The sequence below is a fragment of the Bacillus sp. Je.9.29.b genome (assembly GCF_051129925.1).
In the GTDB taxonomy this organism is placed as follows: Bacteria; Bacillota; Bacilli; order Bacillales; family Bacillaceae; genus Bacillus; species Bacillus safensis.
The window spans coordinates 1-15,808 of record NZ_JBCPSO010000007.1; the positions used below are offsets into that span (position 1 = coordinate 1).

Sequence of the window (15,808 nt, forward strand, 5' to 3'; positions counted from 1 at the left end):
TACACTAATCGGATAACTAACTCTTTTTCCCATACAAAAAACACCTCCAAATTGTTTTCAGATATGCTATACCCGATTTTTCAATTTAAAGGTGTTTTTATTTGTCTCACTTTATGGGGTCAGTCCCCTAGAAAGGGGGCTTTTTTTATCTAATTTAAGAAGTTAAGTTAACTAGCCTTGAAAGTTAATAATAAATATTAACTTTTAAGTTAGTTTTGATTTTGATATTTAATATTTTTTGAATTTATTTACATTTTTGATTGGGTTATTCCTACAAGGAATAACCGGAGTTTCTTTAATTATTGTACGGTTTCTCAAAGAAGACTGCACCAACCGAACAAACAAAGGAAAAACGACAACCACCGCAATCATCATCAAAAATCCATCCGGCATAAGTTTTACAAACGTTGTCTGAATCACATAAACCGCAATCAGCAGCAAGTAACTGATCAAAAATAACAATCCAGAACTTCTCTTTTTAAACGGTTTTTCTAAAAGAATCAGCATAAACAGCCCCGTCATAATCATCCAAAAAGTCATATTCCTTTCGAGTCTCCTCTCCATTCATCCCCACATTGTACAGATATTTCTCCGAACGCAACATACTTCTCCCTCAAATTAAGCAAAAAGTAGTGAAAATATAAGGAATCACGAACCGATGACGCCTGAAATTTTACAAAAAACCTCCAACCAATTCAAAATCACATCTTCCCATTTGAGACGTCCTCATATATAGTAAGATTAGACTAGTTCTAAATAACTGAAATTGGGGCGTTTACATGGATTCGATTGTTTTACATTTTATTGTGATCATGAGTGTTTCTGGCATTCTGTCCGTGATATTATCAATCATTGCTCATGCAAACCGCCATCGATATATTGGCTGTCAATTGTTTATGTACATGTCTGGAGCAACTGCGATTTATATCTTTGGGCATACGTTTGAATTATTGGCTCGTACTCCTGGAGAAATCATGTTCTGGGTTTGTTTTCAATACATAGGTCTTCCGTTTATCGCACCGCTCAGTCTGCTGATTGTGCTGCAATTTACGGGGTTCCATCAATATTTCACAAAGCGCCGCGTGCTTCTCATCTTATTGATTCCAACTCTCACAACCATTATGGTGTTCACCAACTCTTTACATTCACTCTTTTATCGAAGCATCACGACGAATCCAGTAGATGGGTTTTTATTGGCTGATTTTACGATTGGCTATTGGTATATCATTCATGGCGTTTATACGTTTGGCTGTTCGATGCTTGCTATCTTTATGCTGCTTTGGTTTTTACGTGTCACAAAAAAAGAATATTTAAAGCAGATTCTGATCCTGTTAGTGGGAATGTCATTACCAATTTTGACTTCTTTTATTTATTTATTAGGCGTTACACCCCTACATATTGATCCGGTTCCTGTGGTGATGTTTATCACCAACGCACTCTATTTATGGGCAATTATGTCGTTCCAGCTCTTTAAGCTGTCTCCTATTGCAATGGAGCGTGTGTTTGAGCATATGTCTGAAGGGGTTCTGATTTTAGATCGATATCGGACACTCATTGATTACAATCCCGCTGCTGCATCGATCATTCCAGCACTTGCGAATAAAAAGGGAATTGGCTATAAAATCGACGATATTTTCTCAGCAATCATCAAAGATTCAGCGTTCATTCAGTGGCTGCGCTCTCCGCAGGATCATTCGCAATATGATTTAATGTGGAAAAAGGAAAAAGACCAGTCCTATTATTATCATCTTACTGCTTCGTCGCTATTTAATAGAAGAGGAGAGATTGAGGGCAGGCAAATAGTGATCGGTGATGTTACAGAGCAGCGTCTGCTGCAGGAAGAGCTGGAGCGTCGTGCGTATATCGATGGTTTGACGAATATTTTCAATCGTTCTTCTTTCATCGAACGAACGCAGTTGATCCTGGAAGAGGATGCGCAGGATACCGCTGTTATGCTGTTTGATATTGATTTTTTTAAACAAATCAATGACACACACGGACATCATATCGGGGATGAAGCGCTGCGTCATGTTGTCTCTATTTGTCAGGAGCATTTACAAATGGATGATTTATTTGGACGATATGGGGGAGAAGAGTTTGCCATTTGTCTGCCGCATCAGTCATTTAAAGAGGCTTGTCATATCGCGGAACAAATAAGACATTCGTTTGAAGCAAGTTTCTTTCAGAATGATGAGGAAAAAGTGCGAGTGACAGCGAGCTTTGGAATTGCTCATACAGCCAATGATCCTTGTGTATTAGAAACACTTCTCTTTGAAGCAGACCAAGCTTTGTATATGTCAAAACGTCAAGGACGGAACCGGATTTATGCCTCAACTGGTACGGGCCATGTGCTGTATCAAGAACAGGATCTTCCGCATTGACTGTTGTCCTGACATTCGATATGATAAACATAACATTTGAACGGTTTCCTAAAGGGGAGTAGCTTTTACGGTTTGGTCGTCACTACAGAAACATTCGTTGTTTCTCGGCCATTCCGGCATGAACAATGTTAGCCAGACCTTTGCCTATCACACATGAGGCAAAGGTCTGGCTATTTTTAAGGTCTTTTTGCATCTGTGTGATAGGGAAGCGGAACAAATGATGCTTTTAATCCTACAGATGAAAGGATGATCGATCTTGAAAAAATACGTGATGGCTTGTCTATTTTCCGGAACGCTTGTATTAAGCGGCTGCTCCGGCTTGCTTGATCAGGTCAACGATACAACGACATATGTCACTGAGGCAAATGACTATGTGACAGACATTCAGCAATTTACAGAGGATTTTCCAAAACTCGCTGAAGAAGCTATGCAAAATGCCGCCAAAAAAGCAGAATTAACGCAGCAGCTTGAATCATTGAAGAAAGACATTCAAGATTTTAATGACGTCACAGCGCCAAAAATGGCAGAAGACCTGCATGCGCAAATCATTGAAAAAAATAAAGTGCTGTCAGAGGAAATCCAAACGTATTTACAGCAATTGAAAGCAGGCGATATCGATGCTGCCGCCATACTGGAGGGTCAGCAGGGATTGATGAAACAGCTTCAGCAATCCGTCAATCTTTTGCAGGATATCGAACAATTAACAAATTAGGACAAACACCGCTTTATATGCGGTGCTCAGCATATCTTTGCCTTTTCCGGTGGAGATATGCTTTAATTTAGGTACAGACAAGTCATAATGGAAAAAAGGTGATCACATGACAGAACATGAAGAAAGACATATGGCTTCGCCTAGAGCCGAAAAGGAAAAGGACCAATTGATCAATCGTTTAAAACGAGTGGAAGGACAAGTGCGCGGGATTCAGCAAATGATTGAAAACGATCGTTACTGTATAGATGTTGTGAATCAAATTTCCGCAGTCAATGCGGCTTTGAAAAAAGTCAGTCTTCATTTGATGGAAAAGCATACACACCATTGTGTTGCAGATGCTATCAAGAGCGGCAATGGGGATGAAGCCATTGAAGAGTTAATGACGGTCTTTACGAAACTGACAAAATCGTAGCATTTATGTTTACATTGATACCCTACTAGGGTATAGTAAATTGTAGAAAATGATTGATGGAGGCGATGAGAAGTGGAACAAGCAACACTTCAAGTGCAGGGCATGTCTTGCGGACATTGCGTGAAAGCAGTCGAAGGAAATGTAGGAGAATTAGCAGGTGTGGAATCTGTGAAAGTCCATTTAGACAAAGGACAGGTGGAGGTTTCATTTCACCCGGATCAAGTCACGTTACACCGTATCTCTGATGTGATTGAAGAACAGGGATATGATGTTGTATAAATAAGTAGACGTGCTGCAAAACAGCACGTATTTTTTTCAAAATATAATACCCCCATGGAGTATGTGGAGAGGTGAGATCAATGAAAAAGGAAATTGATTTTCAAATTACGGGGATGACCTGTGCTGCCTGTGCAGGCCGAATCGAAAAGGGATTGAATAGGCTGGAAGGTGTGGAGGATGCCAGTGTGAATCTGGCGCTTGAAACTTCCCATATCGTCTATGAAACAGAGCAGCTAACACCAGATGATTTGAAGCGAAAAGTTCAATCTCTTGGCTATGATGTGGTGATGGAGCAAGCAGAATTTGATATAGAGGGAATGACGTGTGCAGCTTGTGCAAACCGAATCGAGAAAAAAATTAACCGAATGGACGGTGTCGATCACGGCTCTGTAAACTTTGCGCTTGAGACACTTCAGGTCACATATCATCCGGGCCAAACGTCTACAAATGACATAAAAGATGCGGTGCATTCTATTGGGTATTCTTTGATTGAACCAGCAGCAGATCAAGCGGAGGAAGGAAAAAAAGATCACCGGCAAGCTGCAATAGAAAAGCAAACGGCACGCTTTTTATTCTCGATGATTTTATCACTGCCGCTTCTTTGGGCAATGGTCAGCCATTTTTCTTTTACGTCCTTTATTTGGCTGCCAGAAGCGTTTATGAATCCATGGGTACAGTTGGCGTTAGCAGCGCCGGTGCAGTTCATTGTCGGCTGGCCCTTTTATGTAGGGGCGTATAAGGCTTTAAGAAATAAAAGTGCCAATATGGATGTTCTTGTCGCACTTGGGACATCTGCCGCGTTTTTCTATAGTTTATATGAAAGCATTCAGTCAGCGATTAGAGGCACACATGAGGCAGCCCTCTATTATGAAACAAGTGCTGTCCTCATTACGTTGATCGTGCTCGGAAAATTAATGGAAGCAAGAGCAAAAGGAAGATCATCAGAAGCGATTCAAAAGCTGATGGGCTTACAAGCGAAAGAAGCGGTTATCGAGCGAGATGGCAAACAGATGACTGTGCCTATTTCTGACGTGAAAGTGAATGATCTTGTGTTTGTCAAACCCGGGGAAAAAGTGCCGGTAGATGGAGAAATCATAGAGGGGACAACCGCAATAGATGAGTCCATGATTACAGGAGAAAGTCTGCCTGTTGATAAAACAGCAGGAGATATGGTCATTGGGGCAACAATCAATAAAAATGGATTCATCAAAATAAAAGCGACTAAAGTCGGGAAAGAGACCGCTCTTTCACAGATTATCCGAGTCGTAGAACAAGCGCAGGGCTCAAAGGCACCGATTCAAAGAATGGCAGATCAAATATCAGGGATATTTGTTCCTATTGTTGTAGGAATTGCTGTGCTCACATTCCTCATATGGTTTTTCTTTGTGGACCCAGGAAATGTGACGTCAGCACTTGAAACCTTTATAGCCGTCATTGTCATCGCATGTCCGTGTGCGCTCGGCCTTGCGACACCAACCTCTATTATGGCTGGCAGCGGCCGTGCGGCTGAATCAGGCATTCTGTTTAAAGGCGGAGAGCATTTAGAAGTGACTCAATCACTCGACACGGTCGTGTTAGATAAAACAGGGACTGTGACAAAAGGAGAGCCTAGTCTGACAGATGTACTGGCATATGCCAACTGGACAGAAGATACGCTGCTGCAGCTAGCAGGATCGGCAGAACAGCAGTCGGAACACCCGCTTGCCCGGGCGATCACAGACGGTATGAAGGAACGAGGTCTTGAAGCAGTCGAGGTTGAAGCATTCCAAGCAGATCCAGGTCATGGAATTGAAGCAAAGGCAGCAGGACACAAGCTTTTGATTGGAACGCGTAAGCTATTACAGAAACATCATATCCAATATGAGCAAATTGAAGCATCTGTCACAACGCTCGAGGAGCAAGGGAAAACGGCTATGCTCGTTGCGATTGACGGCGAAGTCGCCGGCATTGTCGCGGTCGCAGATACAATCAAATCGTCCTCTCCACAAGCCATCTCTCGTCTAAAAGAGCAGGGGATTCACGTTGTGATGATGACAGGTGATAATAAACTAACAGCAGAGGCGATTGCGAAACAGGCAGGCATTGATCATGTCATTGCTGAAGTGCTGCCTGAAGAAAAAGCGGCTCACATTGCAGCACTTCAGGAACAAGGAAAAAAAGTCGCCATGGTCGGAGACGGTATCAATGATGCCCCAGCTCTTGCAACAGCGAATATTGGGATGGCTGTGGGAACAGGGACAGATGTTGCCATGGAAGCAGCAGATATTACGCTCATGACGGGAGATCTCCATGCCATTGCAGATGCGCTGGAATTTAGTAAAAAAACAATGAGAAACATTAAACAAAACCTATTTTGGGCGCTTGCCTATAACTGTATTGGGATACCGATTGCTGCATTTGGTTTCCTTGCGCCATGGCTTGCAGGAGCAGCAATGGCCTTTAGCTCCGTGTCCGTTGTGCTGAATGCGCTCAGATTGCAGCGATTGAAGCCAGTTAGAGAGGGAGTGGCAGAATGAAGCTGAATGTCAAATGGGTTTGGACCGTTAGTGCATTGCTCTATGTTGCTCTTGTACTTATTGGATATGCGATTTATGACGAATTTTATTCAAATCAGCATACACCAAGTGAACAGATGCAAAATCATTAAGACTTCGCCAAAAGCGAAGTCCCAGCGTGTAGACAAACCCTCGCATTCGGTGTCAGTTCTGCGCTCCGGTGCTCACGAATGTCAAATTCGCTCCGCGCCAGTGCTCGCCCTTCCTAGACTGCAAAGGTTTTCTATCACGCTGAAAAGAAGACAACGTGCTAAAACAAAATCATTTTAGCACGTTGTCTATATTCTAAGACATCGCCAAAAGCGAAGTCTTTTTTTTACAATATTGTGGAAAAACCCACCTTTTTAAAGATTTTTCATAAAAAATTCACTTCTTTTTGTTCTTTTTTGTCGTTTTTTGTAGGTTCGTCGTTAAGATGCGATTAAGCAACAAAGAAAGCGTTATCAAAAAAAGGGGGTTCACGTATGAAAAAGTTAGGGTTAGCTTCTCAAATACTCATTGCACTTGTTCTGGGTGTTGTCGTAGGAGCGCTGTTTTATCAAAATGAAACCGTTATTAATGTGTTAACGCCAATTGGCGATATATTCATCCATTTAATTAAAATGATTGTTCTTCCAATTGTTATTGCTGCGTTGATTGTAGCAGTTGCAGGTGTAGGAGATATGAAAACGATCGGAAGACTCGGCGGAAAAACCATTCTTTACTTCGAGATTGTGACAACGATTGCATTAGCAGTTGGACTGCTTGCAGCAAACTTGTTCCATCCTGGTACAGGAATTGATATGAGCAACATGGAGAAAGGCGATATCTCTAAATATGAAGAGACATCTAAAGCTTCATCTGAAAAAGCGACTTTCTCAGAAACGTTGGTGCATCTTGTACCGACAAACGTTTTCCAATCCATTGCAGAAGGTGATCTATTACCAACCATCTTCTTTACAGTCTTATTCGGATTAGGAATTGCCGCAGTTGGAGACAAAGGAAAACCAGTATTAGGATTCTTTGAGGGTATACTCGAAGCCATGTTCTGGGTGACCAATAAAGTGATGAAGTTTGCACCATTTGGTGTATTCGCGCTCATCAGTGTGACGGTGATCAAATTCGGGGTCGGAGCGCTTCTCCCGCTAGGCAAACTGGTACTTGTCGTTTACGGTACAATGGCATTCTTCGTCATTGTTGTACTTGGCATTATTGCGAAAATGGCTGGAACAAGCGTCTTTACACTATTTAAAGTATTAAAAGAAGAAATCATTCTTGCATTCTCAACAGCAAGTTCAGAAGCTGTACTGCCTAGATTAATGGACAAAATGGAGAAGTTCGGCTGCCCGAAAGCGATCACGTCGTTCGTTATTCCAACAGGCTACACCTTTAACTTAGATGGAAGTGCCATCTATCAATCCATTGCTGCGATATTTGTTGCACAAATGTACGGCATGCCGCTTTCCATCTATGAGCAAATTACGTTACTATTAATCTTAATGCTGACATCTAAAGGAATGGCTGGTGTACCAGGTGCATCGATCGTTGTTGTCATCACAACTCTTGGTGCTATGGGACTGCCGCTTGAAGGACTTGCCTTCATCGTTGGGATCGACCGACTTCTTGACATGGTTCGTACAACAGTGAACGTATTTGGTAACTCACTTGCAGCCATTGTCATGTCTAAGTGGGAAAAAGTATTTGATCAAGAGAAATCGAAGAAGTATATTGAGGAATTAAAACAACAAACAAAAGCAGCGTAAAAAAGGAGATCTTTTCAAATGACGAAGCTACAGGACAAGCAAGTTCGAATCGAACGAGACTTTCTAGGTGAAAAGGAAGTAGACACTCAAGCATATTATGGAATTCAAACATTACGTGCAGTGGAGAACTTTCCAATTACTGGCTACCGTATTCATGAGGAACTCATCAAAGCATTAGGGATTGTCAAAAAGGCAGCCGCACTTGCAAATATGGATACACAGCGACTATATTCTGGTCTTGGAGAAAAAATTGTTCAAGCCGCAGATGAGGTCATCGAAGGAAAATGGAACAATCAATTTATTGTCGATCCAATTCAAGGCGGGGCTGGCACTTCAATGAATATGAATGCCAATGAAGTCATTGCAAACAGAGCGCTTGAACTACTAGGAAAGGAAAAAGGCGCTTATACTGAGCTAAGTCCAAACACGCATGTGAACATGTCGCAGTCAACAAACGACGTTTTCCCAACAGCGATTCATATTTCAACATTGAATATGATTGAAAAACTACTTTATACGATGGAAAACATGCATCAAGTCATGACCGAAAAAGCGCAGGAATTCGATCATGTCATCAAAATGGGACGCACGCATCTTCAGGACGCTGTTCCAATCAGACTTGGACAAGAGTTTAGTGCTTATGCAAAAGTTCTTGCTCGTGATATTAAACGTATCAAGCAGTCTAGACAGCATTTATATGAAGTCAATATGGGTGCAACAGCAGTCGGAACTGGATTGAATGCAGATCCTAAATATATTCGCCAAGTGGTTGGCTACCTATCTGACATTAGCGGATTACCGTTAGTTGGCGCTGAAGACTTAGTCGATGCAACGCAAAATACGGATGCTTATACAGAAGTATCGGCTGCGCTTAAAGTATGTATGATGAACATGTCCAAAATGGCGAACGATATTCGTCTGATGGCTTCAGGTCCAAGAGCAGGATTTGGTGAGCTGCACCTGCCGCCGAGACAGCCAGGTTCATCCATCATGCCAGGAAAAGTCAACCCAGTTATGCCTGAGGTCATGAACCAAGTGGCATTCCAAGTCATTGGGAACGACCATACAATCTGTCTTGCATCAGAGGCTGGCCAGCTTGAACTAAACGTCATGGAACCAGTGTTAGTGTTCAACCTGCTTCAATCTCTCAGCATGATGAAAAATGTATTCGAGTCCTTCGTGGACAACTGCTTGCGTGACCTAAAAGCAGATGAATCTAGATTAAAAGAATATGTAGAAAAGAGTGCCGGTGTCATGACGGCGGTGAACCCGCACATTGGTTATGAAGCGGCTGCACGAATTGCAAGAGAAGCCATCCTTACAGGTGCATCTGTACGTGAGCTTTGTCTGCAAAATGATGTGTTAACAGAGGAAGAGCTTGATGTCATCTTAAATCCTTTTGAAATGACAAAACCAGGTATTGCTGGTGCATCACTTTTAGAAAAGGATCGTTTAGAAGATTAAGCGGCATCATGAGAAGCGCACACCGGCAAAGTTCCGGTGTGCGCTTTTTCATGGAGGTTTGTTTTTCTTTAGCTCACATAGTATACTATCGTCAATTATTAGGGATGTGACTGCGTTTGAATCTACTGAAAAAATGGCTGAATACAGAGCCTTATTTAATTGTGCTGCTCATTGTACTGACGCCGATTGGCGGAGAGTTTAAATTTTATCCGTTTGAGGACAGCTTTCGGGTCAGCTTTGGAACCGTTGTCTTTTTCTTTATCCTGCTTCAAATGAAAAGATTTCCGGCATGGGCAAGCGGCATCATCGCTGGGATATCTGTTTTTGCGTTTCGCGTGCTGCTTGATACAGCCGTGACAGGGCATCTTCCGCTTGAAGAGGCAGTTTCATTAAGATTTCCTTCCCTGCTTTATTATGTCGTCTATGGCACACTTTTTTATTTATTGAAGGTCAGACGTTTCCGCGATCAGCCATGGCTGATTGGCGCAACAGGCATCGTCATGGAGCTGTGCGCAAGCGTTGTTGAGATCATCGCACTTCGAGGCACGATGGATGAAATTTTAACGGTGCGGACGCTTTTTCAATTATTTGTTTTGGCGATTTTCAGAAGCTTTTTCGTGTTGGCTTGTTATACAATGATTCGCTTATACGAAGAGCAGGCGAGAGAGCGTCAGTTGAAAAAGGAAAAGGAACATTTGCTGATGCTCCTGTCCAACCTTTACACGGAATCTACATATTTTCATAAAACACTCGCACATGCTGAGCACATTACGGCCACATCCTATCAATTGTATCAATCCCTTCACCACGCAAAGGATGCGGAATCATTGGATTTGAAAAAGCTCGGTAAAACCGCCTTGCAAATTGCAGGAGAGGTGCATGAAATCAAAAAGGATAATCAGCGGATTTTTTCTGCCTTATCAAAGCTGATTCATGAGGAAAACTTCCAGGCTTATGAGAGTCCTTCTCATATCGCTGGGCTTGTCATTCGCATTCATGAAAATTATGCAGAATCTCTTAAAAAAAACATCGTCTTTCATTATGATGAAGATGGGCAGCATCCCGCCTATCACGTGTATACCATTCTATCTTTGTTAAATAACATCGTATCCAACGCTGTGGAAGCCATTCCTGTAGAAGGAGAGGTGTCACTTTCTATTTCACAGAAAGAAAACCACGTGATTTTTCAAATCAGCGACAACGGGCCTGGCATAAAAGAACGTAATCATCATGTGATTTTTAAACCTGGCTTCACTTTAAAATACGACCAGGCTGGGAATCCATCGAGCGGTATCGGGCTGGCCTATGTAAAGGATACAGCAGAGAAGCTTGGCGGAAGTGTTGAAATGAAGAGTATCCCAAATGAACAAACGATTTTCACATTAACGATACCAGTAGATCAAGTCAGTAGAAAAGAGGGGATTGGGAGATGAGATTTTTTATTGTTGATGATGATGAAGCCGTTCGTTCTTCACTGGCTCAGCTCATTGAAGATGAAGAGCTTGGCATTGTGGCCGGGGAAGCAGAGGATGGCGCAGAGTTAACAGCCAGCTACTTAAATGATTTGCACATTGATATCTTATGTATTGATCTATTGATGCCGGAAAGGGACGGGCTTGAAACGATTCGAGCGATCAAGGATGAGTTTCATGGGAAATACTTAATGCTGTCACAGGTTGAAACAAAGGAATTAATCGGACAGGCGTATACGCTTGGCGTCGAATATTATGTGACAAAGCCGATCAATCGTGTAGAGGTCTTAAGTGTCCTCCATCTGATGATTGAACGTCTTCATTTAGAGCATTCAATTGAAAATATTCAGCACTCACTCAAATCGGTCATGCAATTTCAGCAGCGCGGTCAGACGAAAACGAAGCAGCGGGGGAAAAGTCTTGCAGAGGCAGGTCAGTTTTTGCTGGCGGAGCTTGGTATTGTTGGTGAGAAGGGGTCTAAAGATTTATTAGATATGATTCTGTTTACAGACCAGTATTTAGCGCTGCATGCTGATCATCATGATTCCTTTCCTTCTTTAAAGATCATTTTCACTGGGATTACGGAGGATAAGTTAGGTGAGCCCTATACATCGGCAGACATCGCAAGAGAAGCAAAGGCAGCCGAACAGCGGGTAAGGCGTGCGATCAATCAATCATTGAAACACATCGCATCACTTGGGCTAACTGATTTTTCCCATCCAACATTTGAAAATTATGCATCTAAATTTTTCGATTTCACCATCGTACGAAAGAAAATGAGTGAATTGACGAAAGAGATGAGCGGAAGAGAAGAACACACCCGTATCAATGTGAAGAAATTTGTGCAGGTGCTTTACTACGAAGCGAAACGTATTTTTATGGAAGATTAAAAAAAGACATGCTCTCCAATTAAGGAGACATGTCTTTTTTTGTGATGGATTGCAGGTGCATCTGCAATACGGAGCGTATGAGCTGAGGCGGTATACGTTCGGGCTGCACGATTCCATTCAATGCAAGCCCATTGATGACCGCATAAAGCCGCTCGGTTTCTAATAAAAGATCGATATCAGTTAGCAGCAGCCCATCCTCTTTCAATTTCATTAAACAATATTGGACCGTTTGGAAAAGTTCGTCATACATCTTTGCATTGAGCGGCTGTAGATCTGGTTCAGTCAGTGCCTTGACTGAAAAAGCCTGCCACACCTCCATTTCAAATTTTCTTTCTTCATCAAGTGGAAGAAGCTGCTCCAATAAAGTGAGGACATTTTCCGCCGTTGAACCGTTTAATGAAAGCCCTGTAATCCGCTCTTTGACTCTTTCCTGAATTAAACTCATAGAGAATAGAAATAACTCTTGCTGTGTGGAAAAATAATGACGCATAGAGCCGGCTGAAATTCCAGCTTCGACTGCTATTTTTCGTACAGAAGCGTTTTCCAATCCCTCTTGTTTAATCACTCTCATTGCAGCTTGAGCGACCTTTTGTTTTTGTTTATGGTGATCGACGATTTTTGGCATACATTGATTTTAGCATAGCTGTTGTTTTTTTAACACATCTGTGTTATTTTTTATTTAATACAATCGTATTAAAAAAGGATGTGGAAAAATTGGTCGGGTTATTGATTGTGGCATGTGAAATTGGTTTTTGGCTGTTTATTCTAATGGGCTTAACGCTGCGTTATGTGTTTAAACAGAAAAAGTTGGGTGCTTTCTTTCTTGTCTGTACGCCGATTTTGGATTTAATCCTTCTTGCGGCTACTTATATAGATTTAAGGCAAGGGGCTGTGGCGAGTGTCATTCACGGGCTTGCGGCTGTTTATATTGGTGTGAGCCTTGCCTTCGGACATCAAATGGTGAAATGGGCAGATGCTAGGTTTGCCTATCGATTTGCAGGAGGCCCTAAGCCAAAGGGAAAACCAAAGTACGGTAAGGAGCGGTCTGTGTATGAAATGGTCGGCTGGGCGCGGCATTTCATTTCTTATGTTATTGGAGCGGGGCTGTTATATGGATTGACCTATCTCATCCAAGCACCAGAGCGGACGGAAGCGCTGATGCAGCTTGTCAATACATGGGGGATGATCTTAACTATTGATTTCATCATTAGCATCAGCTACGTCATTTGGCCGAAAAAACATCCGGAAAATATAACAGGCTGACAAAAAAGACAGGCGGATTCACTCCACCTGTCTTTTCTTATGATGACAGCCCTTTGTAAATGGTGTCGATATTCCATTTCATCATCTTATAGTAGCTGTCTCCATCTTCACCTTCTTTTCCAATAGAGTCAGTGAAGACTTTTCCTTTGATCGGAACCCCGGTTTCCTCAGAGAGGCTTTCAAGACTGCGTTTATCAACACTTGTTTCAAGAAAGAGCGCAGGAACTTGATGATCTTTGACAAAATGAATAATGCGCTTCATTTGTCCTGGTGTTCCTTCATTTTCTGTGTTGATCTCCCAAATGTAGCCGGCTTTCAGTCCATACGCCTCTGCAAAATATTTGAATGCCCCTTCACTTGTGACTAGGAGCTTTTTGTCTTTTGGCAGCTGATCAAACTTGTCTTTTGCTTCATCGTGAAGAGCTTGAAGCTTTTTGATATAGGCTTCTGCATTTTTTTCGTAATCCTCTTTATGTTCGGGGTCCGCTTGAATGAGCGCATCTCGGGCATTTTGGGCATAAAGGATCCCATTCTCAACATTCAGCCATGCGTGCGGGTCCTGCTGGCTTTCAAGGCCTTTTGAGGACAAATGCTTCACTTTGACGCCTTTACTCAGCTCGGCTACAGGTGCATCATCCCCGTTCTTGCCGCTCGATTCAAGCAGCTTTTGAAACCAGCCGTTTCCTGTTTCAAGGTTCAAGCCATTATATAGAACAAGGTCTGCATCCGTCGTATACTGTACATCCTTTGGCAGTGGGTCAAATTCGTGTGGATCTGTACCAATGGGAACAATGCTGTGAATAGAGACATGCTGCCCGCCTACTTCCTTCACAATGTCATAAATAATTGAGTAGGTCGTGACAACTTTTAATGTGCCGTCATCTTTACCGGAATTACTTTGCTGGGTCGAACAGCCTGCGATGATCATAAGGGCAATGAATACTGCGGTCAAACGGATAGCAAATACCTTCTTCATATATGTCCTCCTTTTACATAGACGCTTCCTTTTTTAAGTGCGTTCGTTTTCGTTTAGATTTTAATGATCTCCATAGAATGCCTTGCTTTGGTGAAAAGATAAAGGCACTGCCGAATAAAATGGTCGCGACCAGCACGATGGAAGCGCCAGATGACAAGTTATACGTAAAGCTAAGCCCTAGACCTACGACGGCAGAAACAGCACCGAAAAAAGCAGATAAATAAATCATGATCCAGAGCCGGTCCGTTAAGAGATAAGCGGTGGCTGCCGGTGTGATCAGCATGGCAACGACAAGAATAATCCCAACGGTTTGCAGTGATGCAACGGTCACAAGGGTCAATAAGGTCATGAGAAAATAATGAATCATACGATTCGGCAAACCGTAAACCGAAGAAATCACCGGATCAAATGAACTAATGAGCAGTTCCTTGTAGAAAACAATGACGGCTAGCAAAATAAAAATACCGATTCCCAGTGTAATCCACATATCAGATGATCGAACAGCTAGAACATTTCCAAATAGAATATGATAGAGATCACTTGAACTTTTCAAAAATGTGATCAAAATAATTCCGATTGAGAAAAAGGCTGTAAAGACAATGCCAATGGCAGAATCATTTTTTATGCGGCTGTTTTGACTCACATAACCGATCCCAATCGCTGTTAACACCCCAGTTAAAACAGCCCCGAAGAAAAAGTTAATTCCAAGCATATAAGAGATGGCGACCCCTGGCAGTACGGCGTGAGAAATGGCGTCTCCCATCAGGGCCATGCCGCGTAAAATGATAAAGCAGCCGATAACACCGCAAATGATGCCTACCATGACGGATGTAAATAGCGCTTTTTGTAAAAAAGCATATTCAAAGAGTCCGGTTAAAAATTCCATTACACGTCTCCTCCTGCTGATTTTAAGAATGGCAGCTGTGTTTCATATGCTTCCAGCATGATCTCTGGGCGAAGGATGTCGTGTACAGGCCCTGCTTTGATGAGTTTTTTATTTAACAGAACAAGATGGCTGAAATAATCATCTGCCTTACTCAAATCATGATGGACAACCAAAATGGTTTTCCCTTCATCTCGCAATTCCTTCAAAATGCGAACCATCGTTTCTTCACTTGCCATATCAATCCCGACAAATGGTTCATCCAAACAGAAGAGCTGTGCGTTTTGAGCAAGTGCCCTTGCAAGGAAGACACGCTGCTGCTGTCCGCCGGATAACTCACCGATTTGTCTTTTGGCAAAGTCCTGCATCCCGACTTTTTCTAAACAGTGATACGCATATGCCCGGTCTTCTTTTTTTGGACGTTTGATTAGTCCGAGCTTCGGATATGTTCCAAGTAGTACGGTATCCAGTACATGAATCGGAAACGTCCAATCTAAATCATTTCTCTGCGGTACATAGGCGATCTGTTTTCTGACTTGTTTAAAGGGCTGTTCAAAAAAAAGAATATCCCCTTGGTCTTTTTCAATGAGATCCAAACATGCCTTGAGTAACGTCGATTTACCAGCACCATTTGGACCGATGATTCCTGTCATTGTCCCTTCCTGTATGGAAAGAGAGACGTTCTCTAATGCATCCTGTCCGTGATATGAGACATGAAGACGGTCGATTGTTAAAGCATTTGACATCTCTTGCGGCCCCTTTCAATCATCATTGCGCTT

General features: G+C 42.4%; 16 protein-coding genes. 11 read left to right on the forward strand and 5 right to left on the reverse strand.

The features are described 5' to 3' along the window. Positions 1–228: 228 nt before the first annotated feature. Positions 229–540 carry a hypothetical protein gene (locus AAZR19_RS14570; protein WP_256928329.1) on the reverse strand — a complete coding sequence of 104 codons (312 nt, stop codon included), beginning with the start codon at positions 538–540 and terminating at the stop codon, positions 229–231. 239 nt (positions 541–779) lie between these two features. Here AAZR19_RS14570 and AAZR19_RS14575 point away from each other — a divergent pair, with 239 nt between their 5' ends. The 10 genes from AAZR19_RS14575 (at position 780) to AAZR19_RS14620 (ending at position 11,907) form a co-directional block, all read left to right on the forward strand. Then, positions 780–2,381: a histidine kinase N-terminal 7TM domain-containing diguanylate cyclase gene (locus AAZR19_RS14575; RefSeq protein ID WP_434703580.1), complete on the forward strand. Its 1,602-nt coding sequence runs from the start codon at positions 780–782 to the stop codon at positions 2,379–2,381. A gap of 256 nt (positions 2,382–2,637) precedes the next feature. After that, entirely contained in the window at positions 2,638–3,093 is a 456-nt protein-coding gene (locus tag AAZR19_RS14580) for a DUF6376 family protein (RefSeq protein WP_434703582.1), read from the forward strand. Positions 3,094–3,199: 106 nt separating this feature from the next. Continuing rightward, positions 3,200–3,505: a metal-sensing transcriptional repressor gene (locus tag AAZR19_RS14585; RefSeq protein ID WP_012011272.1), complete on the forward strand. Its 306-nt coding sequence runs from the start codon at positions 3,200–3,202 to the stop codon at positions 3,503–3,505. A gap of 72 nt (positions 3,506–3,577) precedes the next feature. Further along, positions 3,578–3,784, forward strand: coding sequence for a copper chaperone CopZ (gene copZ / locus AAZR19_RS14590; protein WP_024423475.1), 207 nt, complete (start codon positions 3,578–3,580; stop codon positions 3,782–3,784). 80 nt (positions 3,785–3,864) lie between these two features. Then, positions 3,865–6,300, forward strand: a complete 2,436-nt coding sequence (locus tag AAZR19_RS14595; RefSeq protein WP_326349835.1) for a heavy metal translocating P-type ATPase — start codon at positions 3,865–3,867, stop codon at positions 6,298–6,300. Next, entirely contained in the window at positions 6,297–6,431 is a 135-nt protein-coding gene (locus AAZR19_RS14600) for a hypothetical protein (RefSeq protein WP_404460841.1), read from the forward strand. The genes AAZR19_RS14595 and AAZR19_RS14600 overlap by 4 nt, the downstream gene beginning before the upstream one ends. Positions 6,432–6,803: 372 nt before the next feature. Next, positions 6,804–8,081, forward strand: a complete 1,278-nt coding sequence (locus tag AAZR19_RS14605) for a cation:dicarboxylate symporter family transporter (RefSeq protein WP_024426051.1) — start codon at positions 6,804–6,806, stop codon at positions 8,079–8,081. 18 nt (positions 8,082–8,099) lie between these two features. Next, positions 8,100–9,545 (forward strand): aspartate ammonia-lyase, encoded by a 1,446-nt coding sequence (gene aspA, locus AAZR19_RS14610; RefSeq protein WP_024426050.1) that lies wholly within the window; start codon positions 8,100–8,102, stop codon positions 9,543–9,545. Between the two features lie 116 nt (positions 9,546–9,661). After that, a complete protein-coding gene (locus tag AAZR19_RS14615; protein ID WP_434703586.1) occupies positions 9,662–10,978 on the forward strand; it encodes an ATP-binding protein in 1,317 nt (438 codons plus the stop codon). Next, positions 10,975–11,907 (forward strand): response regulator, encoded by a 933-nt coding sequence (locus AAZR19_RS14620; protein ID WP_041107794.1) that lies wholly within the window; start codon positions 10,975–10,977, stop codon positions 11,905–11,907. The genes AAZR19_RS14615 and AAZR19_RS14620 overlap by 4 nt, the downstream gene beginning before the upstream one ends. A 19-nt stretch (positions 11,908–11,926) precedes the next feature. Here the strand turns inward: AAZR19_RS14620 and AAZR19_RS14625 are convergent, their stop codons facing one another. After that, positions 11,927–12,532 (reverse strand): TetR/AcrR family transcriptional regulator, encoded by a 606-nt coding sequence (locus AAZR19_RS14625; protein ID WP_218677044.1) that lies wholly within the window; start codon positions 12,530–12,532, stop codon positions 11,927–11,929. 89 nt (positions 12,533–12,621) lie between these two features. On the opposite strand from AAZR19_RS14625, the gene AAZR19_RS14630 reads away from it, so the two are divergent. Next, positions 12,622–13,170 (forward strand): hypothetical protein, encoded by a 549-nt coding sequence (locus tag AAZR19_RS14630; protein WP_034280914.1) that lies wholly within the window; start codon positions 12,622–12,624, stop codon positions 13,168–13,170. 37 nt (positions 13,171–13,207) lie between these two features. On the opposite strand, the gene AAZR19_RS14635 is transcribed toward AAZR19_RS14630, so the two are convergent. From AAZR19_RS14635 to AAZR19_RS14645, 3 genes are read right to left on the reverse strand one after another with little or no spacing between them, the layout of a single operon-like run. Further along, complete coding sequence (locus tag AAZR19_RS14635; protein WP_202738608.1) at positions 13,208–14,146, reverse strand: metal ABC transporter substrate-binding protein; 939 nt, start codon at positions 14,144–14,146, stop codon at positions 13,208–13,210. Positions 14,147–14,159: 13 nt separating this feature from the next. Continuing rightward, a complete protein-coding gene (locus AAZR19_RS14640) occupies positions 14,160–15,032 on the reverse strand; it encodes a metal ABC transporter permease (protein WP_024423468.1) in 873 nt (290 codons plus the stop codon). Then, complete coding sequence (locus tag AAZR19_RS14645) at positions 15,032–15,775, reverse strand: metal ABC transporter ATP-binding protein (protein ID WP_041107786.1); 744 nt, start codon at positions 15,773–15,775, stop codon at positions 15,032–15,034. The genes AAZR19_RS14640 and AAZR19_RS14645 overlap by 1 nt, the downstream gene beginning before the upstream one ends. Between the last annotated feature and the right edge of the window lie 33 nt (positions 15,776–15,808).